The sequence below is a fragment of the Embleya scabrispora DSM 41855 genome, assembly GCF_000372745.1.
Taxonomy (GTDB): Bacteria; Actinomycetota; Actinomycetes; order Streptomycetales; family Streptomycetaceae; genus Embleya; species Embleya scabrispora.
Genome location: NZ_KB889703.1, coordinates 14,950 through 38,465 on the forward strand (window position 1 = coordinate 14,950; position 23,516 = coordinate 38,465).

Here is a 23,516-nt window from a genome sequence, read left to right on the forward strand (position 1 = left end):
AACTTCTGAAACAGGCCCTAGGGGTGGTCGTGTCGACGACCAGGGGGCACTCGTTGTCGGGAGAAGCGCCCTGGTACATCGACAACAGGTCCTTGTTGTCCCCTCCCCACGGGTTCGCATGCAACTGCATCAAAGGGATCCACACTTCGTCGTTCGTCAGGTCCTCGATGGGGGTGTAAACGAGCGAGTTCGCCGGCGCACCATGCGGGCTGAGGCGGTCCCGGACACGTCACAGAGGCCCTGAGCCACCTGGAGAGTGCGGCTACTCGCACCGGTGCCGATCACGCATCGGCGCCGGCGCTTGGGTCCGGGTGAGGCTGGTGGCCGTTGCGGGTCGTGATCGTCGGCCGGGCCGGAGCGGGTCGCCGCGGAGTTCGGTACCCGCGGACTGCTCGACGGCTACCGACGCGGGCAACGTCCTCACCCGGATCCGGGTGCTCACCACGAATCGGGCGGACGGGTCGAATGCGCCGTCGACGTGTTGGTGCCTGCCGGGCGCCATCCCTCTCGTCTCCCGTTCGTCGGGGCCGGCCGGCTGCCAGACTGGGGCGGTGACTACGGCGAAATCGGCGGCATCGCAGGGGCTTCCGGCGTCGAGGCTGGGCAGGAAGTTCACGCTGCTGTGGTCGGCCTCGTCGGTCTCCGCCGTGGGTGACGGCATGCGGGACGCGGCCCTGCCCTTGTTGGCCGCCACGGTGTCGTCGTCACCGAGCGCCGTGGCGTTGGTGACGGTGGCCGGAACGCTGCCCTGGCTGGTGATGTCCTTGGTGGGGGGTGTCCTGGCCGACCGGTTCGACCGGCGGCGCCTGATGTGGCAGGTCGACCTGGTGCGCGCCGTGGTGGTCCTGGGCTTCGCCGCGTGGGTGCTGGTCGCGAGCCCGCCGTTGGTGGTGCCGGCCCTGCTGGCCTTCGTGCTCGGATGCGGCGAGACGGTCTTCGTCAACGCGTCCACGTCCGCCCTGCCGGATGTGGTGCGGCCCGAGCAACTCGAGGCCGCCAACGGTCGTCTGGAGGGCGGTCTCATCGTCGGCGGACACTTCGTCGGCCCGCTGCTGGGCTCCGCCCTGTTCGTCGTCGGCGCGGGGTACCCGTTCGCCGTGGACGGCGTCTCCTTCGTCCTGGCCGCCGCGCTGGTGGCCGCGTTGGGTCGGTCGAGCGCGAGCACGCCGTCACCTCGTCGCCCGGTGGCGGCGGACATCCGCGAGGGCGTTCGCTGGACCTGGACGCACCGCGGGATCCGGCTGCTGGCCATCGTGGCCGCAGTGGCGTCGATGGCCTTCTATCTGGCGGTCACCATGCTGGTGCTGCTGTTGACGAAGACCCTGGGGGCGTCGCCCGTGGCGTACGGCATGGTGTTGGCCTCGGGTGCCGTCGGCGGAGCGTTGGCCGGCGTCACCTCGGGCCGGCTGCGCAACCGCCTCGGCCTGACGGCCAGAATCGGTCTGTCCTTCTTCCTGATGGGAGCCTCACTGCTGGGTCTGGGGGTCGGCTCCTCCGTGGCCTTGGCGGCCGTCTTGTATGCCGTGGCCAGTTTCGGTGTGGTGACCTGGAACGTGCAGGTGGTCTCCCTCAGGCAACGGGTCGTACCGCGTCGGCTTCTCGGTCGGGTCAACAGCTGCTACCTGTTGCTGAGCCGTCTGGGGATCTTGGTCGGCGCCGGGCTCAGCGGCTGGCTCGGTTCCGCGTTCTCCGTGCGCACCCCCGCCATTCTCGGCGGTGTCGTCCTGCTCGCGTCCCTCGTCGTGGTCCCCAGGTTGGCGAGTCTCGAGGCGGTTCGAAGCCGACCCGCCGGACTCGACGGCGCAGCCGATCCGGATCCGGATCCGGTCGACGATCCGACGCTCCCCCGGTGACCGGGCACCGCTTTCCGCAAGGCCGGGCGCGACTCCCACGGCGCCCGTCCCGTCCACGGTCACCGAACGACCGCGTACGCCTGTTGCCCACGCGGACTCGCCGCCGCCAGCACGCCGCCGTGCGAGTCCGGGCCCGTGGCACACACCTTGCCCAGGGTCATCGGCGCGACCGTCTGCACCTCGTGGCCGCGCCGGCGAAGCTCGGTCAGGACGGCCGGATCGAACCCGTCCTGCTCCACGACCGCGGCCAGTGGCCGCGCCCGACGGGGCGTGAACGAGCTCGGTACGTGATCGGTGTGGAAGGTCGCCGCTTCCACCGCCTGCTGGGGGCTCATGCCGAAGTCGACGTGGTTGACGAAGAAGTTCAGGGTCCACTGGTCCTGTTGGTCGCCGCCGGGCGTACCGAAGGCCAGGTAGGGCGCGCCGTCCCGGAGCGCCAAGGTCGGACTGAGCGTCGTACGGGGCCGTTTGCCGGGAGCGACGGAGTTGTTGTGCCCCTCGTCCAACCAGGCCATCTGGCCTCGGGTGCCCAGCGGAAATCCGAGACCGGGGACCACCGGGGAGCTCTTGAGCCACCCGCCACTGGGGGTGGCGACCACCATGTTGCCGTCGCGATCGGTCGCACTCACGCAGCACGTGTCGCCCTTCGCCGCCGTCCGCTGCAGGACGGTCGGGATGCCGTCGGCCAACTGCCGCAGCCAGTCCGGGTCGCCGGAGGAGGCGGACACGTCCAGTACCGGGGGAATCCACGGTTTCCGACCGTCTGGGGAGCCGGGGCGCAGGACATCGGACGCCTCGGATCCGATCAGGGTCCGGCGGGCCGCCGCGTAGACGGGGTCGAGGAGGCCGGCCAGCGGCACGTCGGCGTGCTCCGGGTCGCCGTACCACGCCTCCCGGTCCGCGAAGGCCAACTTGGCGGACTCGATCACCGTGTGCACGTGGTCCGCGCTCCCGAAGCCCATCGCGTTGATGTCGAAGCCCTCCAGCAGGGCCAGTTGCTGGAGGAAGACCGGGCCTTGGGACCAGGGACCCGCCTTGTGCACGCTGTGACCGCGGTAGTCGAGGGCCACGGTGGCCTCGACGGGTACCCGCCAGCCGGCCAGGTCGTCACCGGTGAGCAAGCCGCCGTTGTGCCGGCCGGTGGAGTCGATCGGCTCCTCGGTCGCCATGAACCGGTCGACGGCCTCGGCGACGAATCCCTCGTAGAAGGCCGAGATCGCGGCGTCCGCCTGTGCCTCGCGCGTTCGTCCGCCCGCCGTGGCCTCGGCGAGGATGCGGCGATACGTCCGGGCCAGCGCCGGATTGCGCATCCGGGCGCCGGGCGCGGGAGCCGCGCCGTGGTGCAGATAGGTACGGCCGGACTCGGTCCACTCGTCGCGGAAGAGCGGCGCCATCACCTCGATCATCGCGGCGGTCTTGGGCAGCAGCGGATATCCGTCCTCGGCGTAGCCGATCGCGGGCTCCAGCACGTCCTGTACCGTCAGCCGGCCGAAGTCGCGCAGCAGGCGCATCCAGGCGCCGAAGGCCCCGGGCACGGTGGCCGCCAGCAGTCCGGAGCCGGGTATCACCGCCAGCCCGCGCCGGCGAAACGCCTCGGGCGTCGCCTGCCGCGGCATCGGACCCTGTCCGCAGACGATCTGGGTGGACCCGGTCGCCGCGTCGTAGACCATGATCGGGACGTCTCCGCCGGGGCCGTTGAGATGCGGCTCCACCACCTGGATGACCAGGGCCGCGGCGGTGGCGGCGTCGAACGCGTTCCCGCCGCGGTCGAACATCGCCACGCCCGCCGCCGAAGCGAGCCAGTGCGTGGAGGAGACCGCGCACGCGGTGCCGTGCAGTTCCGGACGATGCAGCACGAGACGTCCTTCCGAGGGGTCGGTCAAGGGGATTCGACGGGGTACGCGAGGTGTCCGGAGGCGACCGGTGTCACCCGGCCGGTCACGCTGCCTCGCACCACGAGGCCGTTCTCGACCGTCACCGTGCACTCGAGCAGTGCGGGGCGGCCCGCCTCGGCTCCCTGGCGGACCGTGTATCCGTGCTCGCCGTTCGTCGCGGGCAGTCGGCCGGCGACGATCAGCCACCCGCCCAGGGCCATGGCCACCGGTCCGCAGGCGGGGTCCTCGGGGATGCCGAAGCCGGGGGCGAACAGCCGGGCCCGGGCGAGGCGATCGGCCGGGTCCCAGGTGAACAGGCACAGAGCCGGCAGCGCGACGTCGCGCATGTGCGCGTAGTCGGGTCGGGCCCGAGCGATCGCGCCGGCGCGGACCGGGAGCACCGCGAAGCCCCCGCCGAAGCCCGCCAGTCGCGGCCCGCCGTCGCCGTCCGCATCGGCGAGGTCGGCCTCGGTCAGCCCCACCGCGTCGAGCAGTGGTTGCCGATCCAGCGGTTCGCCGCGCACCGGCCCGGTCGCGTGCAGCGTGGCGCGGTCGGCCCGCGCCGCGAGCACCTGGCGTCCGGTGCCACATTCCTGCACCACGTGGCCGGTGGGAACGCGGCCCAACCGAGCCAGCGTGGCGGCGGTCCCCACGCCGGAATGCGCGCCGTGCGGTGATTCGGCGTCCGGACCGAAGACGCGTACCCGGTACGACGCGTGGGGCGAGGTCGCGGGGAGGACGAAGGCGGTTTCCGCGGCGCCGAGTTCCGCCGCGACGCACTGCATCACGGCGGACGAGAGTCCCGTCGCGTCGGGGACCACGGCCAGGGCGCTGCCCGTGAAGGGACGGTCGGTGAACATGTTGACGAGCTCGTAGCCGATCATCGTGTGTCCGTCGACGTGAAGAGCTTGCCGGCGATCCGCTCCACGACCTCGGGGCTGCCCTGGTAGGGGAAGTCGGCTCGGGGCCAATGGACGACCAGGTCGGTGAAGCCGATGTCCGCGAACAGCCCGCAGGCGTCCTCGTAGGCGTCCACCGAATCGATCACGCCGGTGATCATCGCGCCGGTGACGACCAGGCGGCGCACCGTCGAGGGGTCGCGGCCGATGTCCGCGCACGCCGCGTCGAGGGCTTGCGCCTGTGCGCGAAGGTTCGCGATCGCCGGTGCGTAGCCGCTCGGTTCACCCCAGCCGGGGTCGCCGGCCGTCACCCAGATGTCGGCGTGGCGAGCCGCCAGCCGGATGCCTCGGGGGCCGGTCGCGGCGATGGCCAGGGGCAGGCGCGGGCGCTGGACGCAGCCCGGCACCATGAAGGCGCCGTGGGCTTCGAACCAGGCACCCCGGTGGTCGGTCACCCGTCGGCGCAGCAGCAGGTCGGTCATTTCGACGAACTCCGCGAAACGGTCGTGGCGTTCGGCCGGGGACGGGGGTGTGTGGCCCAGCACCCGGTCGTCGTGGCCTCCGGCGCCGGCGCCGAGTCCGCAGATCAGCCGGCCGTCCGAGATGTCGTCGAGGGTCATCAATTCCTTGGCGAAGGTCACCGGGTGCCGGTAGGACGCGCCGGCGACCATCGTCCCGAGTCCGATCCGGGAGGTGGCCTCGGCCGCGGCCGCCAGCGTGGGGACGGCGCCGAACCAGGGCTTTTCGCGCAACCATCGCCACATCAGGTGGTCGTAGGTCCACGCGTGGTCGAAGCCGAGTTCCTCGGCGTGCGTCCACAGTCGCCGCGCGTGCGACCAGCGCTGCTCGGGCAGCAGGATCACCCCGTGCCGCATGGTGCTCACGAGGCGGTCATCTCCTTGGCCACCCGGGCCGCGGAGAAGCCGGCGGCCAGACCGGCGACGCGAAAGAGCGAGGGGGTCAGATCCTCCTCGCACTCCACGATGTCGGGGTGTCGCATCTCCGCCAATGTCTCGTCCCGGCTCTCCGGCGACCCCGGGTACAGGCCGTTCGTGGCGAGGTCCATCACGATGGCCTTGTTGCGCCGCAGCAATTGCGCCAGGATCTCCTGCCGCGTGGTCGGCGCCCGCAGGGTCAGGAAGTAGCAGTCGAAGATCCCCTCCCACATGCGGGGCTGGTTGGCGTCGCGTTGCGCGACCGACTGCTGGAGCAGCGACCTGCCGCCTTCTACCAGCTTGGCCGCGACCCCCAGGTGGATGCGGTGGCTCAACTCGACCTGTCGGAGCAGCCGTTCCCGCTCGGAGTCGACCACGGGCGGCAGTTTCCGGCCTCGGAACAGGCTTCGTACCGGCGGGTAGTCCGGCGCCCAGGTACCGCTGAAGGTGCTGTGCAGCCGATGCATGCTCGGTCGGATGTCCGCGTTGTAGATGGCGCTGTTGCACGAGCCCGTGTACAGCAGCATCCCGCAGTACGCCCGCACGTATTCCGTCACGGCGACCGAGGCGGCCTCGCGGTCCTTCGGGTTCGAGGACAGTCGCGACAGTTCGTCCGCCAGCAGGCGCCAGATCACGAAGGAGACGTGATGGCCGATGATCCAGCGAAACCAGAACAGTTGCCCCAGGCGGCTGTCGTCGACGGGCGGGGTGATCCCGAAGCCCTCCTTGGCCCGGGCCAGAAAGCCCAGGCACGCGTCGTCGAGGTCGGCTTCGTCGCGACTGCCGCCGTCGGGCGCGGCGCTGTTCGGCGCCGGCATCGTCAGCGGTTCCAGGCCGTAGGGGTAGTCGCCGAAGTCCCAGCCGTTGGTGCCGGGCAGGGAGAGTGCGGCGACGGCCGACGGGCGCCTCATGCGTTTTCCCCCACTGCTCCCCCGATGCAGGTGAACTCGAATTCCAGGCCGTTCACGTCGAGACAGTAGAAACTTTGGGTGCCCTGCGCGTCGGTCACGATCTCGGTGGGTTGCTCCGGGTCGACGAACGCGTAGCGGTGCGAACCGGAGAGTTCCAACCAACGGCTGCGCCAGGTACGCAGTTCGGCGGGCGTTTCGACGCTCAGGCACACGTGTTGGAAACGAGGTGCGTCCGGCGCGGCCCGGCGCTCGGCGGGAGTGCCGCGTTCGAAGAGATGGAAGTGCGCGGCCCCGACGGCCAGTTCGGCCATCCGCACGACGCCGGGCAGGCGGGATACGGTCAGGTCCGAGAATATGTCCGTCGCCCAGGTCAGCCGGCCGCCGAAGAAGTCCTCGTACCATGAAATCGAGTTGTCGAGGTTGTCCGTCTGCACCGCGATGTGGTGCAGAACGGGCACCGATTCGAGATCGGGCATACGAATCCTCTCCGGTGGCCGGCGGCCTGCGTCGGCCCGGTTCCGACATCCTGCGTGGCTCAGAGCTTTTCGAGTTCGAAGATGACCTCGCCGACGGCGATGTCGATCGAATTTTTACTCCTGAGCCGCCAACCGCCTTCCTCGAAAACGGATTCCCAGTCGCGCACGGTCGGAATGAAGGTGCCCATCATGTCGTGCGCGACCTCGAATCCCAGCGCGAAGATCGGCAGGTCACGGTCGGCGACTCCCTCGCTGCGGGTGGCGTCACCCAGCAGGAATCTGCGCGCCCGCGGGAACAGGATGCGCAGCCGCCGAAGGTTTTCGATGCACCTTTGCCGGGGCCAGAAATCGTGCCCCATCATGAAACAGGTCAGGAGTTCGACCTCTTCGAACGCCGGAACCGGGGCCATCGTCAGCACGTCGGCCTGCACGAACGTCATCCGGTCGGCAAGGCCGGCCGCGGCCGCCGCGGCGGTTGCCATCCGTACGGCCGGCTGGGCGATGTCGATGCCCACGGCCCGGGTACCCGGATGGCGGCCGAGGAGTTGCATGAGCCGCTCGCCGCTGCCGCAGCCCAGGTCGGCGACGACGTGAAAGTCGAAGTCCAGGCCCTGCACCGTCTGCCAGAACCAGGGGTCGTAGCAGAACTCGCTGATCTCCCGGCACGCGAAGGCGATGGCGGCGCTGTCGCGCGGGCAGAAATTTCCCACCCTGTTCTCGGTACGCACGACCTCGGGCGCCCGCCGGAACAGATCGGCACTCCCCCTGGTGAGCCAGTGAAAGAACGATTTGTTTCGGTATGCCTCGGAGAAGTGGACGCCCGGTAATATCTTGAACTCTTCGCGCTCGACGATCTCGACCGCCGACAGTGCCCGAAAGAGGCCGAGAACGGAAACGGTGTCGAGTCCCCGTGCGGCCGCGAAACTCTGCACGTCGAGCATTCCCTGCGTGTGTAACTCGTCAAACATACCGAGTTCCCAGGCGGCACCGATGGCCGAAGCCGCCACCGCAGAATTGTATATGTGGGTTATCGCTCTTTCGCTGTCCCCCGGCGTCACATCCACCCCTCTCACGCAAAATGGTGAGAAACAAAAATTTACGACAGGCGACATTTAATATCCATGATCACGATCGGATAACGCAAGTGACGTGCGTCACATCGGCGTCGTGTTGACAGGGCGACCGCACCGACGGCAGGTTCACCATGACCCACCTGGACGACCAGGGCCGCCGACCACTCGGCACGCCGGGACGGCGGCTGGAATTCATGTCACCCCGCCTGCCTTGCGGCCTCCCTGGATAGGGCTTGGCGCGACCGTCGGACCGGAATGCGGCAGAGTGACTGGAGTTCACGTTGTCCGATTCGTCAGCAGACATACCCTTACCAGGAAATTCTTCCGTCTCGTCATATACCGAGTGGGATCCACTCGAAGAAGTGATTGTCGGGATAGTTGACGACGCCACGTTTCCCCCGTGGCACGCGTCACTGGAACCGGTCATTCCGGCGCACCAGCACGAGACCTTCCGCCGCTGCGGCGGGCAACCGTTTCCCGCGGAGCTGATCGCCGCGGCCCGCAAGGAACTCGACGAGTTCGTGCACATCCTCGAAGCCGAGGGGGTGACGGTCCGACGCCCCGAGCCGGTCGCGCAGCGCACGCCCTACGCCACGCGCGACTGGACCAGCACCGGTCTGTACGCGGCCATGCCGCGGGACTGCCTCCTGGTGGTGGGCGAGGACGTCATCGAGTGCCCGATGGCCTGGCGCTCCCGGTACTACGAGACCCTCGCCTACCGGCCGCTCCTGAAGGAGTACTTCCGGACCGGCGCCCGGTGGAGCGCCGGACCCAAGCCCGAACTCACCGACGAACAATACGACTTGACCTGGACCGAGCCGGCCGAGGGGATGCCGACCCGGCTGATCGTGACCGAGTTCGAGCCGACCTTCGACGCGGCCGACTTCCTGCGGCTCGGGCGCGACATCGTCGCGCAGAAGAGCAACGTCACGAACGAGTTCGGCATCGACTGGCTGCGCCGCCATCTCGGTGATCGATACCGGATCCACGTCCTCGAGTTCGACGACACGCACCCCATGCACATCGACGCCACGCTGGCCCCGCTGGCTCCCGGGAAGCTGCTCGTGCACCCCGAGCGGGTGTCGAAGGTACCCGCGATCTTCAAGGGCTGGGACGTGATGCGCGCCCCCCGGCCGGTGATTCCCGACAGTCACCCGCTCTACCTGACCAGCAAGTGGATCAACATGAACGTCCTGATGCTGGACGAGAACCGCGTCGTGGTCGAACGCGGCGACGAGCCGATGATCTCCGCGATGAAGGAGTGGGGCTTCACCCCCATTCCGTGCAGCTTCCGCAACTTCAACAGTTTCGGTGGCTCCTTCCACTGCGCCACCCTCGACGTGCGACGCAGCGGCGGACTCGACTCCTATCTCGACCACCCCGGCTGACCCACCGCAGGGAGCACCTCGCCAAGCGTCGTCTCGATCTGGAGTGTGAGATGTCGGACCGCAGCGCCGGACGTATCGAGCTCATGGCAGGGCAGCGGGGCCTGTGGTACGCCCATCGATTCGACCCCGAGAGCCCGATCCTCAACGAGGGCGAGTATCTCGACATCGACGGCTCCCTCGACATCGGCCTGTTCGAGGAGGCATTGCGGCAGACCGTGTCCGAGGCGGAGACCCTGCGGCTGAGATTCTTCGAGGACGAGGACGGGCTCCGCCAAGAGGTCGACCCGGACCTCGAACATCGCCTGCACGTCGTCGACGTGAGCGCGGACCGGGACCCGCACCGGTCCGCGCTGGAGTGGATGAGTGCCGATCTGGCCCGCCCGCGCGACCTCGAACGCGGGCCGCTCGTCACGTTCGCGCTCTTCAAGCTGCACGATCGGCGTTTCCACTGGTACCAGGGCTGCCACCACATCGTGAACGACGGATTCGGCTTCCCCCTGGTGGTCGCCCGCGTCGCCGAGCTCTACACCGCCCTGTTCGAGGGCGGCTCGGCCGACGGCGAACCCTTCGAGTCCGTGCAGGCCCTCGTCGACGCCGATGCGGCGTACCGCGCCTCCCCCGCGTTCGACGAGGACCGGCGGTACTGGCTCGACCTGCTGGCGGACCGGCCCCGCCCGGTGTCCCTGGCCGGCGGGACGGTGCAAGGACCGGCCCGCGCGCGCCGGCGCGAGACGAGGAACCTGGACCCCGCGGCGGCCGACCGACTCCGGTCCGCCTGCCGCGGCTTCGGAACCAACCTGGCCGGCCTCGCGGTCGCGGCCACCGCGCTCTTCGCCGCCCGGGCCACGGGCGAGACGGACGTGGTCATCGGCTTCGCCGTACCCGGCCGCGGCCCCGGCATCGAGCAGACGATTCCCGGAGTCGTGGCCAACGTGGTCCCCATCCGCCTGTCGGTGCGTCCCGAGACGACCCTGGCGGACCTGGTCGACCGAAGCGTTGTCCAGGTCCTGGAGGCGATGCGCCACCAGCGATACCGCTATGAGGACATCCGCCACGACCTCGGCCTCGCCCCGGGGGAGGTGCCCTGGGCGGTCTCCCTGAACGTCATGCCGTTCGACTACCGAGTCACCCTCGCCGGCCGGCCCTTCGTCGCCCACAACCTCGCCACCGGGCCCTTCGAGGAGATCTCCCTGAACCTGTGGGACATCTCGCGCGACGGCAGCCTGCAACTGGCCGTCGACACCGACCCCGACCGGTTCGACGAGCGCACGCACGCCGGCTGCGCGCGCCTGCTCGACGAAGCGCTCGACCGCGTCGTCGACACGCCGGGCAACACCCCGGTGGGCCGAATCGACGTGCTGCCGGCCGCCGTTCGGCGGCTGCTCCTGACCCGGTGGAACCCGCCGTCCGCACCGCTCCCCCCGCGCACCCTGTCCGAGCTGCTCGCCGAGCAGGCCCTGCGCACCCCGGAGCGGACCGCGCTGGTGTACGGGGACACCTCCTTGACGTATGCCGAACTCCGGGCCCGGGCGGGGCGGCTGGCCCGCGTGCTCACCGAGCGGGACGTCGGACCCGAGCGGTTCGTGGCCGTACTGCTGCCCCGCTCCCCGGCGGGCGTGGTGGCCTTCCTGGCCACGCTCACCGCCGGAGGCGCCTACGTGCCGATCGATCCCGGGTACCCGCCGGAGCGCATCGCGTACATGCTCGACGACGCGCGACCGGCTCTGGTGGTGACGACGGCGGACCTGGCGCGGGGACTTCCACCAGGCTGGACCGGGCCACGGTGTCTGGTGGTGGACGAGGTCACCGGCGCCGCCGACCGGACGCCCCTCGCCGAGTTACCCGACGCACCCGCGCCCGACCTCCTCCCGGCGCATCCGGCGTACGTGATCTACACCTCGGGGTCGACCGGACGTCCCAAGGGGGTGGTGATCGAACACCGGTCGATCGCCCGGTACGTGGCGCACGCCGTCCAGGCGTACGGCGTGGGCGAGCAGGACCGTGTCCTGGCGGCGTACGCCTTCACCTTCGACGGTTCCATGCTCGAACTGTGGGTCTCCCTGGCCGCCGGGGCGCAGATCGTGCTGGCCGACGACGACCAACGGCTCGACGCCGAAGCCCTGCAACGGCTGATGGCCGCCCATCGGGTCACCGTCGCGCATCTGTCCCCGGCCCTGATGCATCTGCTGCGGCCCGACGAACTGCCCGCGCTGCGCACGGTGTCCGCCGGTGGCGAGCGCGTGCCGGCAACGCTCGTGGACCAGTGGGCCGCGGACGGACGAAAGTTCTGGAACGGATACGGACCCACCGAGACCACCGTCGACGCCGCGCAGAAACTGTGTGTCGCGCCCTCCGACGGCCGATCGCCGCCGATCGGCCCACCGGTCGCCCACGCCGCGGCGTACGTGCTGGACGCCGGTCTGCACCTGCTGCCCCCGGGCGCCGTCGGCGAGCTCTACGTCGCCGGACCCGGCCTGGCCCGGGGCTATCTGCGGCGCCCCGGCCTCACCGCCGAGCGCTTCGTCCCGAACCCCTTCGGTGCGCCCGGATCGCGGATGTACCGTACCGGGGACCTGGTGCGCTGGACGTCGGACGGCGATCTGGACTTCGTCGGGCGGGCGGACCGCCAGGTCAAGATCCGCGGCTTCCGGATCGAGCCGGGCGAGGTGCAGGCCGCCCTGGCCCGGTGCGCCGGCGTCGCCGCCGCGCTCGCCGTGGTGCGCGAGGACCCCGGCACCGACAAGCGCCTGGTCGGCTACCTGGTGCCCGCGGCGGGAGCGCGGCCGGACATCGCGGCGATCCGTGCGCAGGTGGCCGGCTTCCTGCCCGACTACATGGTGCCCGCCGCCTTCGTCGTGCTGGACGCGCTGCCGTTGACCACCGCGGGGAAGGTGGACGAGCGCGCCCTGCCTGCACCTTCCCGCCAGGCCCCGAGCGGCGGACGCGAGCCCGGCACACCCGCGGAGAAGGCGCTGTGCGCGATCTTCGCCGAGGTGCTGGGCCTGACCTCGGTCGGCGTCGACGACAGCTTCTTCGCGCTGGGCGGCCACTCCCTGTCGGCGACGCGCCTGCTCACCCGGATCCGGACCGTGCTCGGCCGGGAGACGGGCATTCGGACCGTGTACGAGGCACCGACCGTCGCGGCGCTGGCCGCCCGGCTCGGCACGGCCGGCCCGGCCCGGCCCGCACTGGTCCCGGCGGTGCGGCCCGACCGGATCCCGCTGTCGTTCGCCCAGTCCCGACTGTGGTTCCTTCGACAATTCCAGGGGCCGGTCGCCACGTACAACGAGGGCATGGGGCTGCGTCTGCTCGGTGCCTTGGACGTCGCCGCCCTGCGCGCCGCGCTGCGCGACCTGGTGGGCCGGCACGAGGTACTGCGCACCGTGTTCCCGGCCGACGACGGCCATCCGTATCAGCACGTGCTCTCCGCCGACTCGGTTGACCTCGACCTGCCCGTGGTGCCGATCGGCCGGGCCGACCTGGCACAGGACCTGGCCCGGGCCACCCGGCGGGCGTTCGACCTGGAGTCGGAGATCCCACTGCGCGCGCGGTTGGTCGCCCTGTCGCCCAGGGAACACGTCCTGTTGCTGGTGATGCACCACATCGCCGGCGACGCCTGGTCGTTGCGTCCGCTGTTGGCTGATCTGGGCCGGGCATACACCGAGCGCGCCGCCGGACGGGAACCCGGCTGGGCGCCGCTCCCGGTCCAGTACGCCGACTACACCCTGTGGCAGCGGGACCGGCTCGGCTCGGCGGCGGATCCGGACAGTGTCCACGCCGGACAACTGGCCTACTGGCGGCGGGCCCTGGCCGAGCTGCCGCAGGAGATCAGCCTCCCGTCGGACCGGCCCAGGCCCGCCCTGCCCTCCTACGCGGGCGACTCGGTTCCGCTGGAGATCCCGGCGCACGTGCACCTGGGGCTGGTGAACCTGGCCCGGGCACACGACGCGAGCACGTTCATGGTGCTCCAAGCCGTGCTGGCCGTGCTGCTGTCCAAGCTCGGAGCCGGCGACGACGTCCCCATCGGTGCGCCGGTGGCCGGACGTCTGGACGACGCGCTGGAGGAGCTGGTGGGGTTCTTCACCAACACCCTCGTGGTGCGTACGGACCTGTCGGGAGATCCGACCTTCACCGAGTTGCTCGCCCGGGTGCGGGAAACCTGCCTGGACGCCTACGCCCACCAGGACGTCCCCTTCGAACTGCTGGTCGGCGACCTGGCGGTGGAGCGTTCCCTGGCCCGGCATCCCCTGTTCCAGGTGGCGCTCGTGCTGCGCAACACTCGCTCGGGCGAACTGGTGCTGCCCGGCATCGAGGTGCACCCCGAGTCGGTGTGGACCGGCATGTCCCCGTTCGACCTGGTGGTGGAGTTCGACGACGAGTCCGCCGGGTCGCAGGGCCCCACCGGACTGAGCGGCGCCCTGCTCTTCGGCACCGACCTGTTCGACCGGAGCACCGCGTTGTCCATCGCGGACCGGCTGCGGCGCCTGCTCGCACAGGTGGTGAGCGAGCCCACCCGCCGGATCGGCGCGTTCGAACTGTGGGCGCCCGGCGAGCGCGAGCGGGTGGTGCGGGACTGGAACGACACGGATCACCCGGTCGTCGAGACCACGCTGCCGGCCCTGTTCGAGTCCCGGGTCGAGCAGGGCCCCGAGCGCACGGCGGTCACCGCGCCCGACGGGAGCATGACGTACCGCGAGTTCAACGCCCGGGTGAACCGGCTGGCGAGGCTGCTGGTGGCCGCCGGGGTGGGGCCCGAATCCGTGGTCGCCCTGGCCGTGCCGCGCTCGCTCGACCTGGTGGCGGCGGTGTGGGCGGTGCTCAAGGCGGGTGCGGCGTACCTGCCGCTGGATCCGCAGTATCCGGCCGAGCGGATCGCCTTCCTCCTCGACGACGTCCGGCCGGCCCTGCTGCTGACCACCGTGCGCACGAGTGCGGAACTGCCGCCCGGCGTCCCGCGCCTGCTCCTGGACGAGCCGCGGACCGGCGCCGCGGCGGCCGCCGAGTCGGCCGACGACCTGCGCGACGACGAACGGACCGGGCCGTTGTCGGCGCTGCACCCGGCGTATGTGATCCACACGTCCGGCTCGACCGGCAGGCCCAAGGGCGTCACCATGGGTACGGGTGCGATGGTGAACCTGGTGCAGGCGCACGCCCGGTGGGTCCGGCGGGAGCGGACGGGCATCGGCGGCCCGGTGGCGCAGTTCGCGGCGATCAGCTTCGACGTCTCGGCCTGGGAGATCATCGAGACCCTCACCTCCGGCAGGCACCTGGTCGTCCCCGACGACGAGGTCCGGCGCGACCCGGCGGCGTTCACCAGATGGCTGGACAAGCACGAGGTGGAGCAGTTCTGCGCGCCGAACGTGATGGTGGAGGCGGTGTGCGAGGCGGCCCTGGCCCAGGGGTTGGCGCTGCCGGCACTGCGCGACATCGGACAGGGCGGCGAGGTGCTGCGACTGACCCCCGGGGTCCGGGAGTTCCTGTCCGCGCGGCCGAAGGTGCGGCTGCACAATCTCTACGGCCCCACCGAGACGCATCTGGTGACCGCCTTCTCGCTGCCGGCGGACCTGACGCACTGGGAGTCCTCGACCGCGCCGTTGGGAACGCCGATCTGGAACACCCGTATGTACGTGCTGGATCGGACCCTGCGGCCGGTTCCGCCGGGGGTGACCGGTGAGTTGTACATCGCCGGCGCGGCCCTGGCCCGCGGGTACTGGAATCGTCCCGGCCTGACCGCCGACCGGTTCGTGCCGAACCCCTTCGACGGCCCCGGCGAGCGCATGTACCGCACCGGCGATCTGGTGCGCTGGTCCGGCGACGGCCGGTTGGACTATGTGGGTCGCGTCGACGATCAGGTCAAGGTGCGCGGGTTTCGGATCGAGCCCGGAGAGGTGGAGGTGGTGCTCGCCCGGCACCCGGACGTCGACCGGGTCGCGGTCGTCGTGCGCGAGGACCAGGCGGGAGAGAAGCGGCTGGTCGCCTACGTCGTGCCGGCCGCGGGCACCCGTCCGGACCCGGTCGCGCTGCGCCGCTTCGTGGCCGAGTCGGTGCCGGACTTCCTGGTGCCCACCGCGGTGCTGATCCTGGCCGACCTGCCGCTGACCGTGAGCGGCAAGGTCCATCGCCGGGCGCTGCCCGCCCCGGACTTCGCGCAGTTCGCCTCGACCCGGACACCGGCTACGCCGGAAGAGGAGGCCCTGTGTGCGCTGTTCGCGGACGTACTGCGACTGGAGCGGGTCGGACCGGACGACTCCTTCTTCGACTTCGGCGGTCATTCGCTCCTGGCCACCCGACTGACGAGCCGGATCCGGACCGTGCTGGGCATCGACGTCGAGGTGGGCGCGGTGTTCGAGGCGCCGACGCCGGCGGCGCTGGCCGCCCGGGTCAAGGGCACGAAACGTTCGCGCCGGCCGGCGTTGCGGCGGATGCCCCGCCCGGGGCCCGCGGCCGAAGAACGGAGCGACGGCTCGTGATCCACTCGGACCGCACCCACCTGGGGTACCGCTGATGATTCCGCTGTCGTACGCGCAACACCGGATCTGGTTCCTCAACAAGCTGGACGACGGGACGGGCTACCGCATCCCGTTGGTGTACCGACTCTTCGGGGAGCCGGACGTGGCGGCGCTGCGGGCCGCGTTCACCGATGTCCTGGCCAGACACGAGAGCCTGCGCACGGTCTTTCCCGAGTCCGACGGCGCCCCCCGCCAGGTGGTCCTGGAGGACTCCGCGGCCTGGCCCGTCCTGGCGGTCGAACGAATTCGGCCGCCGGAACTGCCCGGGGTCCTTCGAGCCGCGGGAGCGCACGTCTTCGACCTCACCACGGAAGCGCCCGTGCGGTTCACCCTGCTCTCGCTCGGACCGGACGAGCACGTCCTGCTGATCCTCCTGCACCACATAGCGGCGGACGGCTGGTCGCGAGAACCACTCCTGCGCGACCTGGCGACCGCCTATGGGGCGCGGTGCGCGGGGCGGGCGCCGGGCTGGGATCCGCTGCCGGTCCAGTACATCGACTACACCCTGTGGCAGCGTGAACTGCTCGGCGACGAGGCTGATCCGAACAGTCTGATCAGCGAGCAACTGGCCTACTGGCGCGGCGCCTTGGCCGGCATCCCGGAGAATCTGTCGCTGCCCGTGGACCGGCCTCGGCCGGCCGCGGCCTCCCATCGCGGCGAGACGATCCCGATGCTGATCGCAGCCCGGACGCACCTGGCCCTGATCGAGCTGGCCAGACAGGAGCGGGTCAGTCTCTTCATGGTGTTGCAGGCCGGGCTCGCCGCCCTGTTGACCCGGCTGGGCGCCGGCACCGACATCCCCATCGGCTCGGCCGTCGCCGGCCGGTCCGACGAGGCGATGGACGATCTGGTGGGGATGTGCGTCAACACGCTGGTGCTGCGCACCGACACCGGCGGTAATCCGTCCTTCCAGCAACTCCTGGCCCGGGTACGGGAGACGGACCTGGCGGCGTACGCACGTCAGGACGTGCCGTTCGAACGGCTCGTCGACGTGCTCGCCCCCTCCCGTTCGGCGGCGTGGAACCCGCTGTTCCAGGTCATGCTCGTCCTGGAGGACCGCACCACGAACCTCCCCTACCTCCCGGGCCTGCCGGCCACCGAGGAACCGATCGACAACCCGGACGCGAAAGTCGACCTGTCGCTCCACCTCCGGGAGCGACAGACCGACGACGGCAGCCCCGACGGCCTGGAAGGCGGCCTGGAGTTCGCCCGCGATCTGTTCGACTCGATCACCGCCGAACACATGGTCGAACGGCTGGAGTCGGTGCTCGCGGCCATGGCTGCGGACCCGGACCGCTCCATCGGCGACGTGGAGATTCTCCGGCCCGGTGAGCGCGGCGCCCTCCTCGGCGCGTGCCGCCCGGCCCCGGCTCGAACCCGGGAGCAGTTGCTCCCCGGGCTCTTCGAGGCGCAGGTGGCGCGTACTCCGGAGGCGACGGCACTGATTGCCGGGCAGGCACGGACGACCTACCGGGCACTGAACGCGCGGGCCGACCGGCTGGCCCGATGGCTGACCGGCCGGGGTATCGGCGCCGAGGACATCGTGGCGCTGCTGCTGCCCCGCTCCATCGACGCGGTCGTCGCCATGCTCGGCGTGCTCAAGGCCGGCGCCGCGTACCTGCCGGTGGACCCGGATTACCCGGCCGCCCGGATCGCCTTCATGCTCACGGACTCGGCGCCCACGCTGCTCATCACCACGGGGAGCGCGGCCGGCCCGGCCGGGGCGGGCACCGTCCCCGTTCTGGACATCGCCGCCTGGCAGCACGAGGCGGCGGATATGCCGCCCGAAGCGGGACCGACCCGCAGTGCGCGGGCCGGTGTGCCGCACGAGGCGAACGCCGCCTATGTGATCTACACCTCCGGTTCCACCGGCCGCCCCAAGGGCGTGGTGGTGGAACACCGTTCCCTGGCCGCCTATGTGGAACAGGCACGGGCGGCGTATCCGAGCGCGGCCGGGTCGAGCCTGGTCCATACCTCGCTGTCTTTCGACCTGACGGTGACCGCCCTGTACACCCCGCTGGTGAGCGGCGGGCACGTGCGGTTGGACGAGTTGGCCGGGCCCCACACCGGCCCGCTCCGCCACTCCCTCTTGGACGTCACGCCGAGCCATCTCGACCTGATGGCGGCGATGCCGGTGGATCCGTCGCCGACCCGATGCCTGCTGATCGGCGGTGAGGCGTTGCGCGGGGAGTCGCTGGCCAGGTGGCGGGAGCAACACCCGGACGTCGTGGTCCACAACCTCTACGGCCCCACCGAGGCGACCGTGGACTGTGCCCGGTTCCGGCTCGACCCGGGCGAGCCCACACCGCCCGGACCGGTTCCCATCGGCCGCCCCCACGAGGGCCTGAGCATGTACGTCCTGGACGAGCGGCTGCGCCCGGTGCCGAGCGGCGTCGCGGGCGAACTGTACGTGGCGGGTCCGGCCCTCGCGCGAGGCTATCTGGGCCGGTTCGTGCTGACGGCCGAGCGTTTCGTGGCGGATCCGTTCGGCCGGGCCGGTACCCGGATGTATCGCACCGGTGATCTGGTCCGCCTGCGCTCCGACGGCGAACTCGAATACGTCGGGCGGGCGGACCACCAGATCAAATTGCGCGGCCACCGCATCGAGCCGGGCGAAGTGGAGGCCGCGCTGCTGGCCCTGCCCGGGATCTCCCGGTGCGCGGTCGTGGTCCACGAGCGTTCTTCCGACGACAGACGCCTGATCGGGTATGTCGTCCCGACCGGTCCGGTCGCGAGCGTGAGCCCGGCAGCCGTCCGGGCGGCCCTCGCCGACGCACTGCCCGCGCCGATGGTCCCCTCGGCCGTCGTGGTCCTTGCCCAACTGCCGGTCACGCCACACGGCAAGCTCGACCGCGCCGCTCTTCCGCCGCCGGAGACCGACGCACCGGTCGGTGACCGGCGGGCGCCGCGTACCCCGGCGGAGGCGTCGCTGTGCCAGGTGTTCGCCGAGGTGATCGGCGTCGACACGGTCGGCATCGACGACGGATTCTTCGAGTTGGGCGGGCACTCGCTGCTCATGCCGCGGTTGCTCACCCGGGCCAAGGAGGCCCTGGGGCTGGAACTGACCCTGAAGCAGTTGTTCGTGCGACCCACCGTGGCGCAGCTGCTCCGGGACCAGCCCGCGACGGCGGACCTGCTCGGCCCGCTGATCCGCCTACGCGGCGGAACGGGTCGGCCGCTGTGGTGCATCCATCCGGGGAGTGGCCTGGGCTGGAGTTACGCGGGCCTGCTGCCGTACATTCCGGCCCGACACCCGGTGTACGCCCTCCAGGCGCGCGGTCTCGACGGCTCCACCGCCCTGGCCGGCAGTTTCCCCGAGCTCGTCCGGGACTACTGCGCGCGGATCGTCGACATCCAACCGAACGGGCCGTATCTGCTTGCCGGTTGGTCCTTCGGCGGAGCCGCGGCCCATGCCGTCGCGGTCCGACTGCGCGCGTCGGGGCATGCGGTCGCTCTGCTCGCCGCCATCGACGCCTGGCCGGCGGGCGCCCGTACCGATCGCGACACCGAAGAGCCCTCCGACGTCCGGCTGGTGGCCTTCGACGGCGGGGAGGCGATGGCGGCCCTGGACGAGGAGTCGGTGGCCGCGCTGCTGCGGGCCACCGGCAACAACATCCGCCTCCTGCAGGATCCGGGGATCGTCCCGGAGTTCTTCGACGGCTCGCTGCTGCTCTTCGAGGCCGCGCCCGGCGGCCGAGGAACGCAGGCCGGGCAACGGTGGCGGTCCTGCATCGGCGGGGACATCGCGGTGGTGCCGGTGGACAGCGAGCACCTGCGGATGATGCGCCCCGCGGCGCTGCGCGTGATCGGACCGGTCCTCGCCCGGGCGTTGCGATCGACGATGCCCCTGTCGCCGGCGATCAAGGAGCGGATCTGACATGTGCGGCATCACCGGGTCCATGGTCCTGCACAACGCTCGACCGACGACGGCCGAGGTACTGGAGCGGATGAGCGATACGTTGACGCACCGCGGCCCGGACGCGGCGGGCACCCTGATCCAGGACGGCGTGGCGCTGGCCTGCCGCCGGCTGAGTCTGGTCGACCTCGCCGGCGGCGGGCAGCCGATGTCCAACGAGGACGGCAGCGTCACGATGGTGTGCAACGGCGAGATCTTCAACCACGTCGAGCTGCGCGCCCTGTTGCTCGCCCGGGGCCACCGATTCGAGTCATCCTGCGACGTCGAGGTGATCCTGCACCTCTACGAGGACGAGGGGCCCGAGCTGTTGGCGCGACTCAACGGGCAGTTCGCGTTCGCGATCCACGACCGGCGCAGGCGACAGCTCTTCCTCGCGCGCGACCACGCCGGGATCGCTCCCCTGTACTACACGGACACCGGCGGTCACTTCGTCTTCGGATCGGAGATCAAGTCGATCCTGGAACACCCCGGCGTACCGCGCGACGTGGACCTCACCGGTCTGGACCAGGTCCTCACCTTCCCCGGGCTGGTGAGTCCGCGCACCATGTTCCGCGGCATCGAGAGCGTGCGCAACGGCCACTACCTGATCGTGCGGGACGGTGTCGTCACCGACCGGTGCTACTGGGCCCTGGGCTACCCCCGCGAGGACGTCGCGCACCGGCCCGACGAGTTCTACCCGGAACACCTGCGTGAACTGCTCACCCGGGCCGTTCGGCTCCGGATGCGGGCCGACGTCGAGGTCGGTTTCTATCTCAGCGGCGGCCTCGACTCCTCGCTGATCGGCGCGCTGGCGTCGCAATCGGGGCCCCCCGCCCACTCCTTCTCCATCACCTTCCCCGACGCGGCCATCGACGAGTCCGGGTATCAGCGCCTGATGGCGACCAAGGTGGGGTCCGTGCACCACGAGGCGGTCTTCACGGAGCAGGACACCGTCGCCGAACTCCAGCGCATGGTGCGCCATGCCGAGTGCCCGGTGAAGGAGACCTACAACACCTGCTCGCTGGTCCTGTCGGCGCTCGCGCGAGAACACGGCGTCAAGGCGATCCTGACCGGCGAGGGGGCCGACGAACTCTTCGGCGGGTATCCCGGGTACCGGTTCGACGCGGGTGGGCGCGGCCCGGTGGTGTCGGGTGATCCGCTGGAGGACGCCTTCGAGGACGACCTTCGCGCCCGGCTGTGGGGCGACCCGGAGCTCTTCTACGAGCGCCGGTACCACGCGTGGCGGGACGCGAAGTTCGAGCTCTACTCCGAGCAGGCCCGGGCCGCCTTCGCGGAGTTCGACTGTCTGCACCACCCGGTCGTCGACCACGAGCGCCTGGTGGGCAGGCCGCGGCTCAGTCAGCGCTCCTATCTGGACTTCACCCTGCGGCTGTCGGACCACCTGTTGACCGACCACGGGGACCGGATGGCCCTGGCCAATTCCGTGGAGGCCCGCTACCCGTTCCTCGACCGCGCCGTGCTCGATTTCGCCACGCAGGTTCCCAACCGGCTCAAGGTGGGCGCGCGGGGCGAGAAGCTCGTGCTGAAACAGGCCGCGGAGGGACTGGTCCCGCCGGAGATCATCCGCCGGGAGAAGTACGGGTTCCGCGCGCCCGCGAGCCCTCGGCTGCTCCGGCGCAACGTCGAATGGGTCGACGACCTGCTGTCCCCGGCGCGCATCGCCCGTCAGGGCTACTTCGATCCGGCGGTCGTGGAGCAGTTGCGCTCGCGCAGCCTGGACGCGGGCTTCGACCTGCACCCGCACCTGGACGACGATCTGTTGCTCGTCGTCCTGACGTTCGGAATTCTGCTGGACACCTTCAACCTTCCCGGTCACGTGTGAACGCGGGTCGAGCAAAGGAAACCGCAATGGCGTTCGAACCGATCCAGTCGCTTGTCGCCCGCGCGATCGACCGCTTCCCCGACCGAGTCGCCGTACAGACCGCGCACGGCTCGCTGCGCTATCGCGAACTGGACCAACGCGTCGACGCCGTCGCGGCCGAGCTGTATCGGTGCGGAGCACGCGGCGCCTCCGTCGTCGCGGTCCTCGCCGGCGACCGGGCCGAGCTGACCGCGGCCCTGCTCGCCGTCCTGCGGCTGGGCGGTGTGGTGGTCCCCCTCGACGTGGGCACCCGGCCGGATCGGCTGGGCTGGATGCTGCGCGAGGCGGACCCCGATCTCCTGGTCGTCGGCGCCGACGACGGCGACCTCGCGGAGGACGTGCGCGACACGTGCGACCGGGCCACCCTGGTCGATCTCGGCACGGTCAAGGACCGACCCGGGAACGACTACCCGCCCCACGTGCCGGCGCCGGACGATCCCTGCTACCTGTTCTTCACCTCCGGCTCCACCGGCCGGCCCAAGGGGATCCTCGGCCGGCTGAGCGCGGTGGACCACTACATCCGCTGGGAGGCGGAGCTGCTCGGCGCCGGTCCCCAATGGCGGGTGGGCCAGCTGATCTCGCCCGCGTTCGACGCCGTGCTGCGCGACCTGCTCCTGCCGTTGAGCGTGGGCGCGACGGTATGCGTGCCGGCCGAGGACGTCCGGCTCGACCCGGTCGCCCTGTGCCGGTGGCTGGACCGGGAACGGATCGATCTGATCCACTGCGTGCCCTCGGTCTTTCGCGCCCTGGCGGGCGCGATCGACACGGTCCGGCCGGGGTTCGAGGCGCTGAAGTGCGTGGCCCTGTCCGGCGAGCGCGTGCTGCCCGCCGACGCCGCCGGCTGGTTCGACCGCTTCGGCGAGCGGATCCGGCTGCTGAACCTCTACGGGCCCTCGGAAACCACCATGACGAAGACCTTCCACTTCGTCACCGCCGCCGACGCCCGGGGCAGGTCCGTCCCGATCGGGCGCCCGATGCCCGACACCGTCGTATTGCTGCTCGACGAACGCGGCCGGGAGGTACCGCCGGGGCGGGTCGGCGAGATTCACCTGCGTACGGCCTACCGCAGCCTCGGGTACCACCGCAGGCCGCAGGAGACCGAACGCGCCTTCATCGCCGACCCCACCCGGCCCGGCGACGACGAAGTCGTCTACCGGACCGGTGACTTCGCCCGCCTGCTGCTCGACGGCACGCTCGACTTCCTCGGCCGCCGGGACCGACAGGTCAAGGTCGGCGGCGTGCGGGTGGAGTTGGACGGGGTGGAGCAGCTCCTGCGCGAGGACCCGTCGGTCGCCGAGGCGGCCGTCGTGTCGGTCGAGCCGGACGACGCCCCGCCGTACCTGTGCGCGTTCGTCGAGACCGGCACCGGGACGGACCCCGAGGAGCTTCGCTCCCGGCTGAGCGAGCATCTGCGCGCACACCTGCCGGACGGCGCGATCCCGGGGGTGATCGTGCCGCTGGAGTTCATCCCGCGCACCATCAGCGGCAAGATCGACCGCAAGGCGCTCACCGTGCCCGTGCGGTCCCCCGCCCGACCGGACGCGGACGCCGTCGCACCGCGCACCGCCACCGAACGCACGATCGCCGGGATCTGGGCGCGTACGCTGCCGGCCCCGGTCGACGACGTGCACACCCGGTTCTTCGACGTGGGCACCTCGCTGGCCGTGATCTCGGTACTGGCGCGGCTGACCGAGGAGTTCGGGGTGTCCGTCCCGCTGGCGGACTTCCTGGCGAACCAGACGATCGAGGGCCTGTCGCACCTGGTCGAGCGCTTGCTGCTCGCCGACGACGACGCCGACGACGACCTCTTCGGGAGCTGAC

General features: G+C 70.9%; 12 protein-coding genes and 1 pseudogene. 6 read left to right on the forward strand and 7 right to left on the reverse strand.

Features of this window, described 5'->3' with window-relative positions; all coding sequences use genetic code 11:
• Positions 1–19: 19 nt before the first annotated feature.
• Positions 20–229 (reverse strand): annotated as a pseudogene (locus tag A3IC_RS71785) (DNA phosphorothioation system sulfurtransferase DndC); the annotation flags it as partial.
• A 322-nt stretch (positions 230–551) separates the two neighbouring features.
• On the opposite strand from A3IC_RS71785, the gene A3IC_RS0139945 reads away from it, so the two are divergent.
• Positions 552–1,853: an MFS transporter gene (locus A3IC_RS0139945; protein ID WP_158696290.1), complete on the forward strand. Its 1,302-nt coding sequence runs from the start codon at positions 552–554 to the stop codon at positions 1,851–1,853.
• 59 nt (positions 1,854–1,912) lie between these two features.
• Here the strand turns inward: A3IC_RS0139945 and A3IC_RS0139950 are convergent, their stop codons facing one another.
• Genes A3IC_RS0139950 through A3IC_RS0139975 form a run of 6 tightly spaced genes read right to left on the reverse strand, consistent with a single transcriptional unit; the run spans position 1,913 to position 7,955 of the window.
• Entirely contained in the window at positions 1,913–3,709 is a 1,797-nt protein-coding gene (locus A3IC_RS0139950; RefSeq protein ID WP_020555668.1) for a gamma-glutamyltransferase family protein, read from the reverse strand.
• Between the two features lie 23 nt (positions 3,710–3,732).
• A complete protein-coding gene (locus A3IC_RS0139955) occupies positions 3,733–4,611 on the reverse strand; it encodes a PhzF family phenazine biosynthesis protein (RefSeq protein WP_020555669.1) in 879 nt (292 codons plus the stop codon).
• Positions 4,608–5,501 carry an LLM class flavin-dependent oxidoreductase gene (locus tag A3IC_RS0139960; RefSeq protein WP_106669149.1) on the reverse strand — a complete coding sequence of 298 codons (894 nt, stop codon included), beginning with the start codon at positions 5,499–5,501 and terminating at the stop codon, positions 4,608–4,610. The genes A3IC_RS0139955 and A3IC_RS0139960 overlap by 4 nt, the downstream gene beginning before the upstream one ends.
• 5 nt (positions 5,502–5,506) lie before the next feature.
• Positions 5,507–6,472 carry a hypothetical protein gene (locus tag A3IC_RS0139965; RefSeq protein ID WP_020555671.1) on the reverse strand — a complete coding sequence of 322 codons (966 nt, stop codon included), beginning with the start codon at positions 6,470–6,472 and terminating at the stop codon, positions 5,507–5,509.
• Positions 6,469–6,948, reverse strand: a complete 480-nt coding sequence (locus A3IC_RS0139970; protein ID WP_020555672.1) for a VOC family protein — start codon at positions 6,946–6,948, stop codon at positions 6,469–6,471. The genes A3IC_RS0139965 and A3IC_RS0139970 overlap by 4 nt, the downstream gene beginning before the upstream one ends.
• Positions 6,949–7,007: 59 nt before the next feature.
• On the reverse strand, positions 7,008–7,955 hold the full coding sequence (locus A3IC_RS0139975; protein ID WP_245599793.1) for a class I SAM-dependent methyltransferase: 948 nt from the start codon (positions 7,953–7,955) through the stop codon (positions 7,008–7,010).
• 428 nt (positions 7,956–8,383) lie between these two features.
• Here A3IC_RS0139975 and A3IC_RS0139980 point away from each other — a divergent pair, with 428 nt between their 5' ends.
• From A3IC_RS0139980 to A3IC_RS0140000, 5 genes are read left to right on the forward strand one after another with little or no spacing between them, the layout of a single operon-like run.
• Positions 8,384–9,409: a hypothetical protein gene (locus tag A3IC_RS0139980; protein WP_020555674.1), complete on the forward strand. Its 1,026-nt coding sequence runs from the start codon at positions 8,384–8,386 to the stop codon at positions 9,407–9,409.
• 50 nt (positions 9,410–9,459) lie between these two features.
• The gene (locus A3IC_RS59315) at positions 9,460–15,879 is read left to right on the forward strand and encodes a non-ribosomal peptide synthetase (RefSeq protein ID WP_052174032.1); all 6,420 of its coding nucleotides are present in this window, start codon (positions 9,460–9,462) and stop codon (positions 15,877–15,879) included.
• 34 nt (positions 15,880–15,913) lie between these two features.
• Positions 15,914–19,795 (forward strand): non-ribosomal peptide synthetase, encoded by a 3,882-nt coding sequence (locus A3IC_RS59320; RefSeq protein WP_026219286.1) that lies wholly within the window; start codon positions 15,914–15,916, stop codon positions 19,793–19,795.
• A 1-nt stretch (position 19,796) separates the two neighbouring features.
• Entirely contained in the window at positions 19,797–21,656 is a 1,860-nt protein-coding gene (asnB, locus tag A3IC_RS0139995) for an asparagine synthase (glutamine-hydrolyzing) (protein WP_020555675.1), read from the forward strand.
• 26 nt (positions 21,657–21,682) lie between these two features.
• Complete coding sequence (locus tag A3IC_RS0140000) at positions 21,683–23,515, forward strand: non-ribosomal peptide synthetase (protein WP_020555676.1); 1,833 nt, start codon at positions 21,683–21,685, stop codon at positions 23,513–23,515.
• Position 23,516 lies beyond the last annotated feature (1 nt).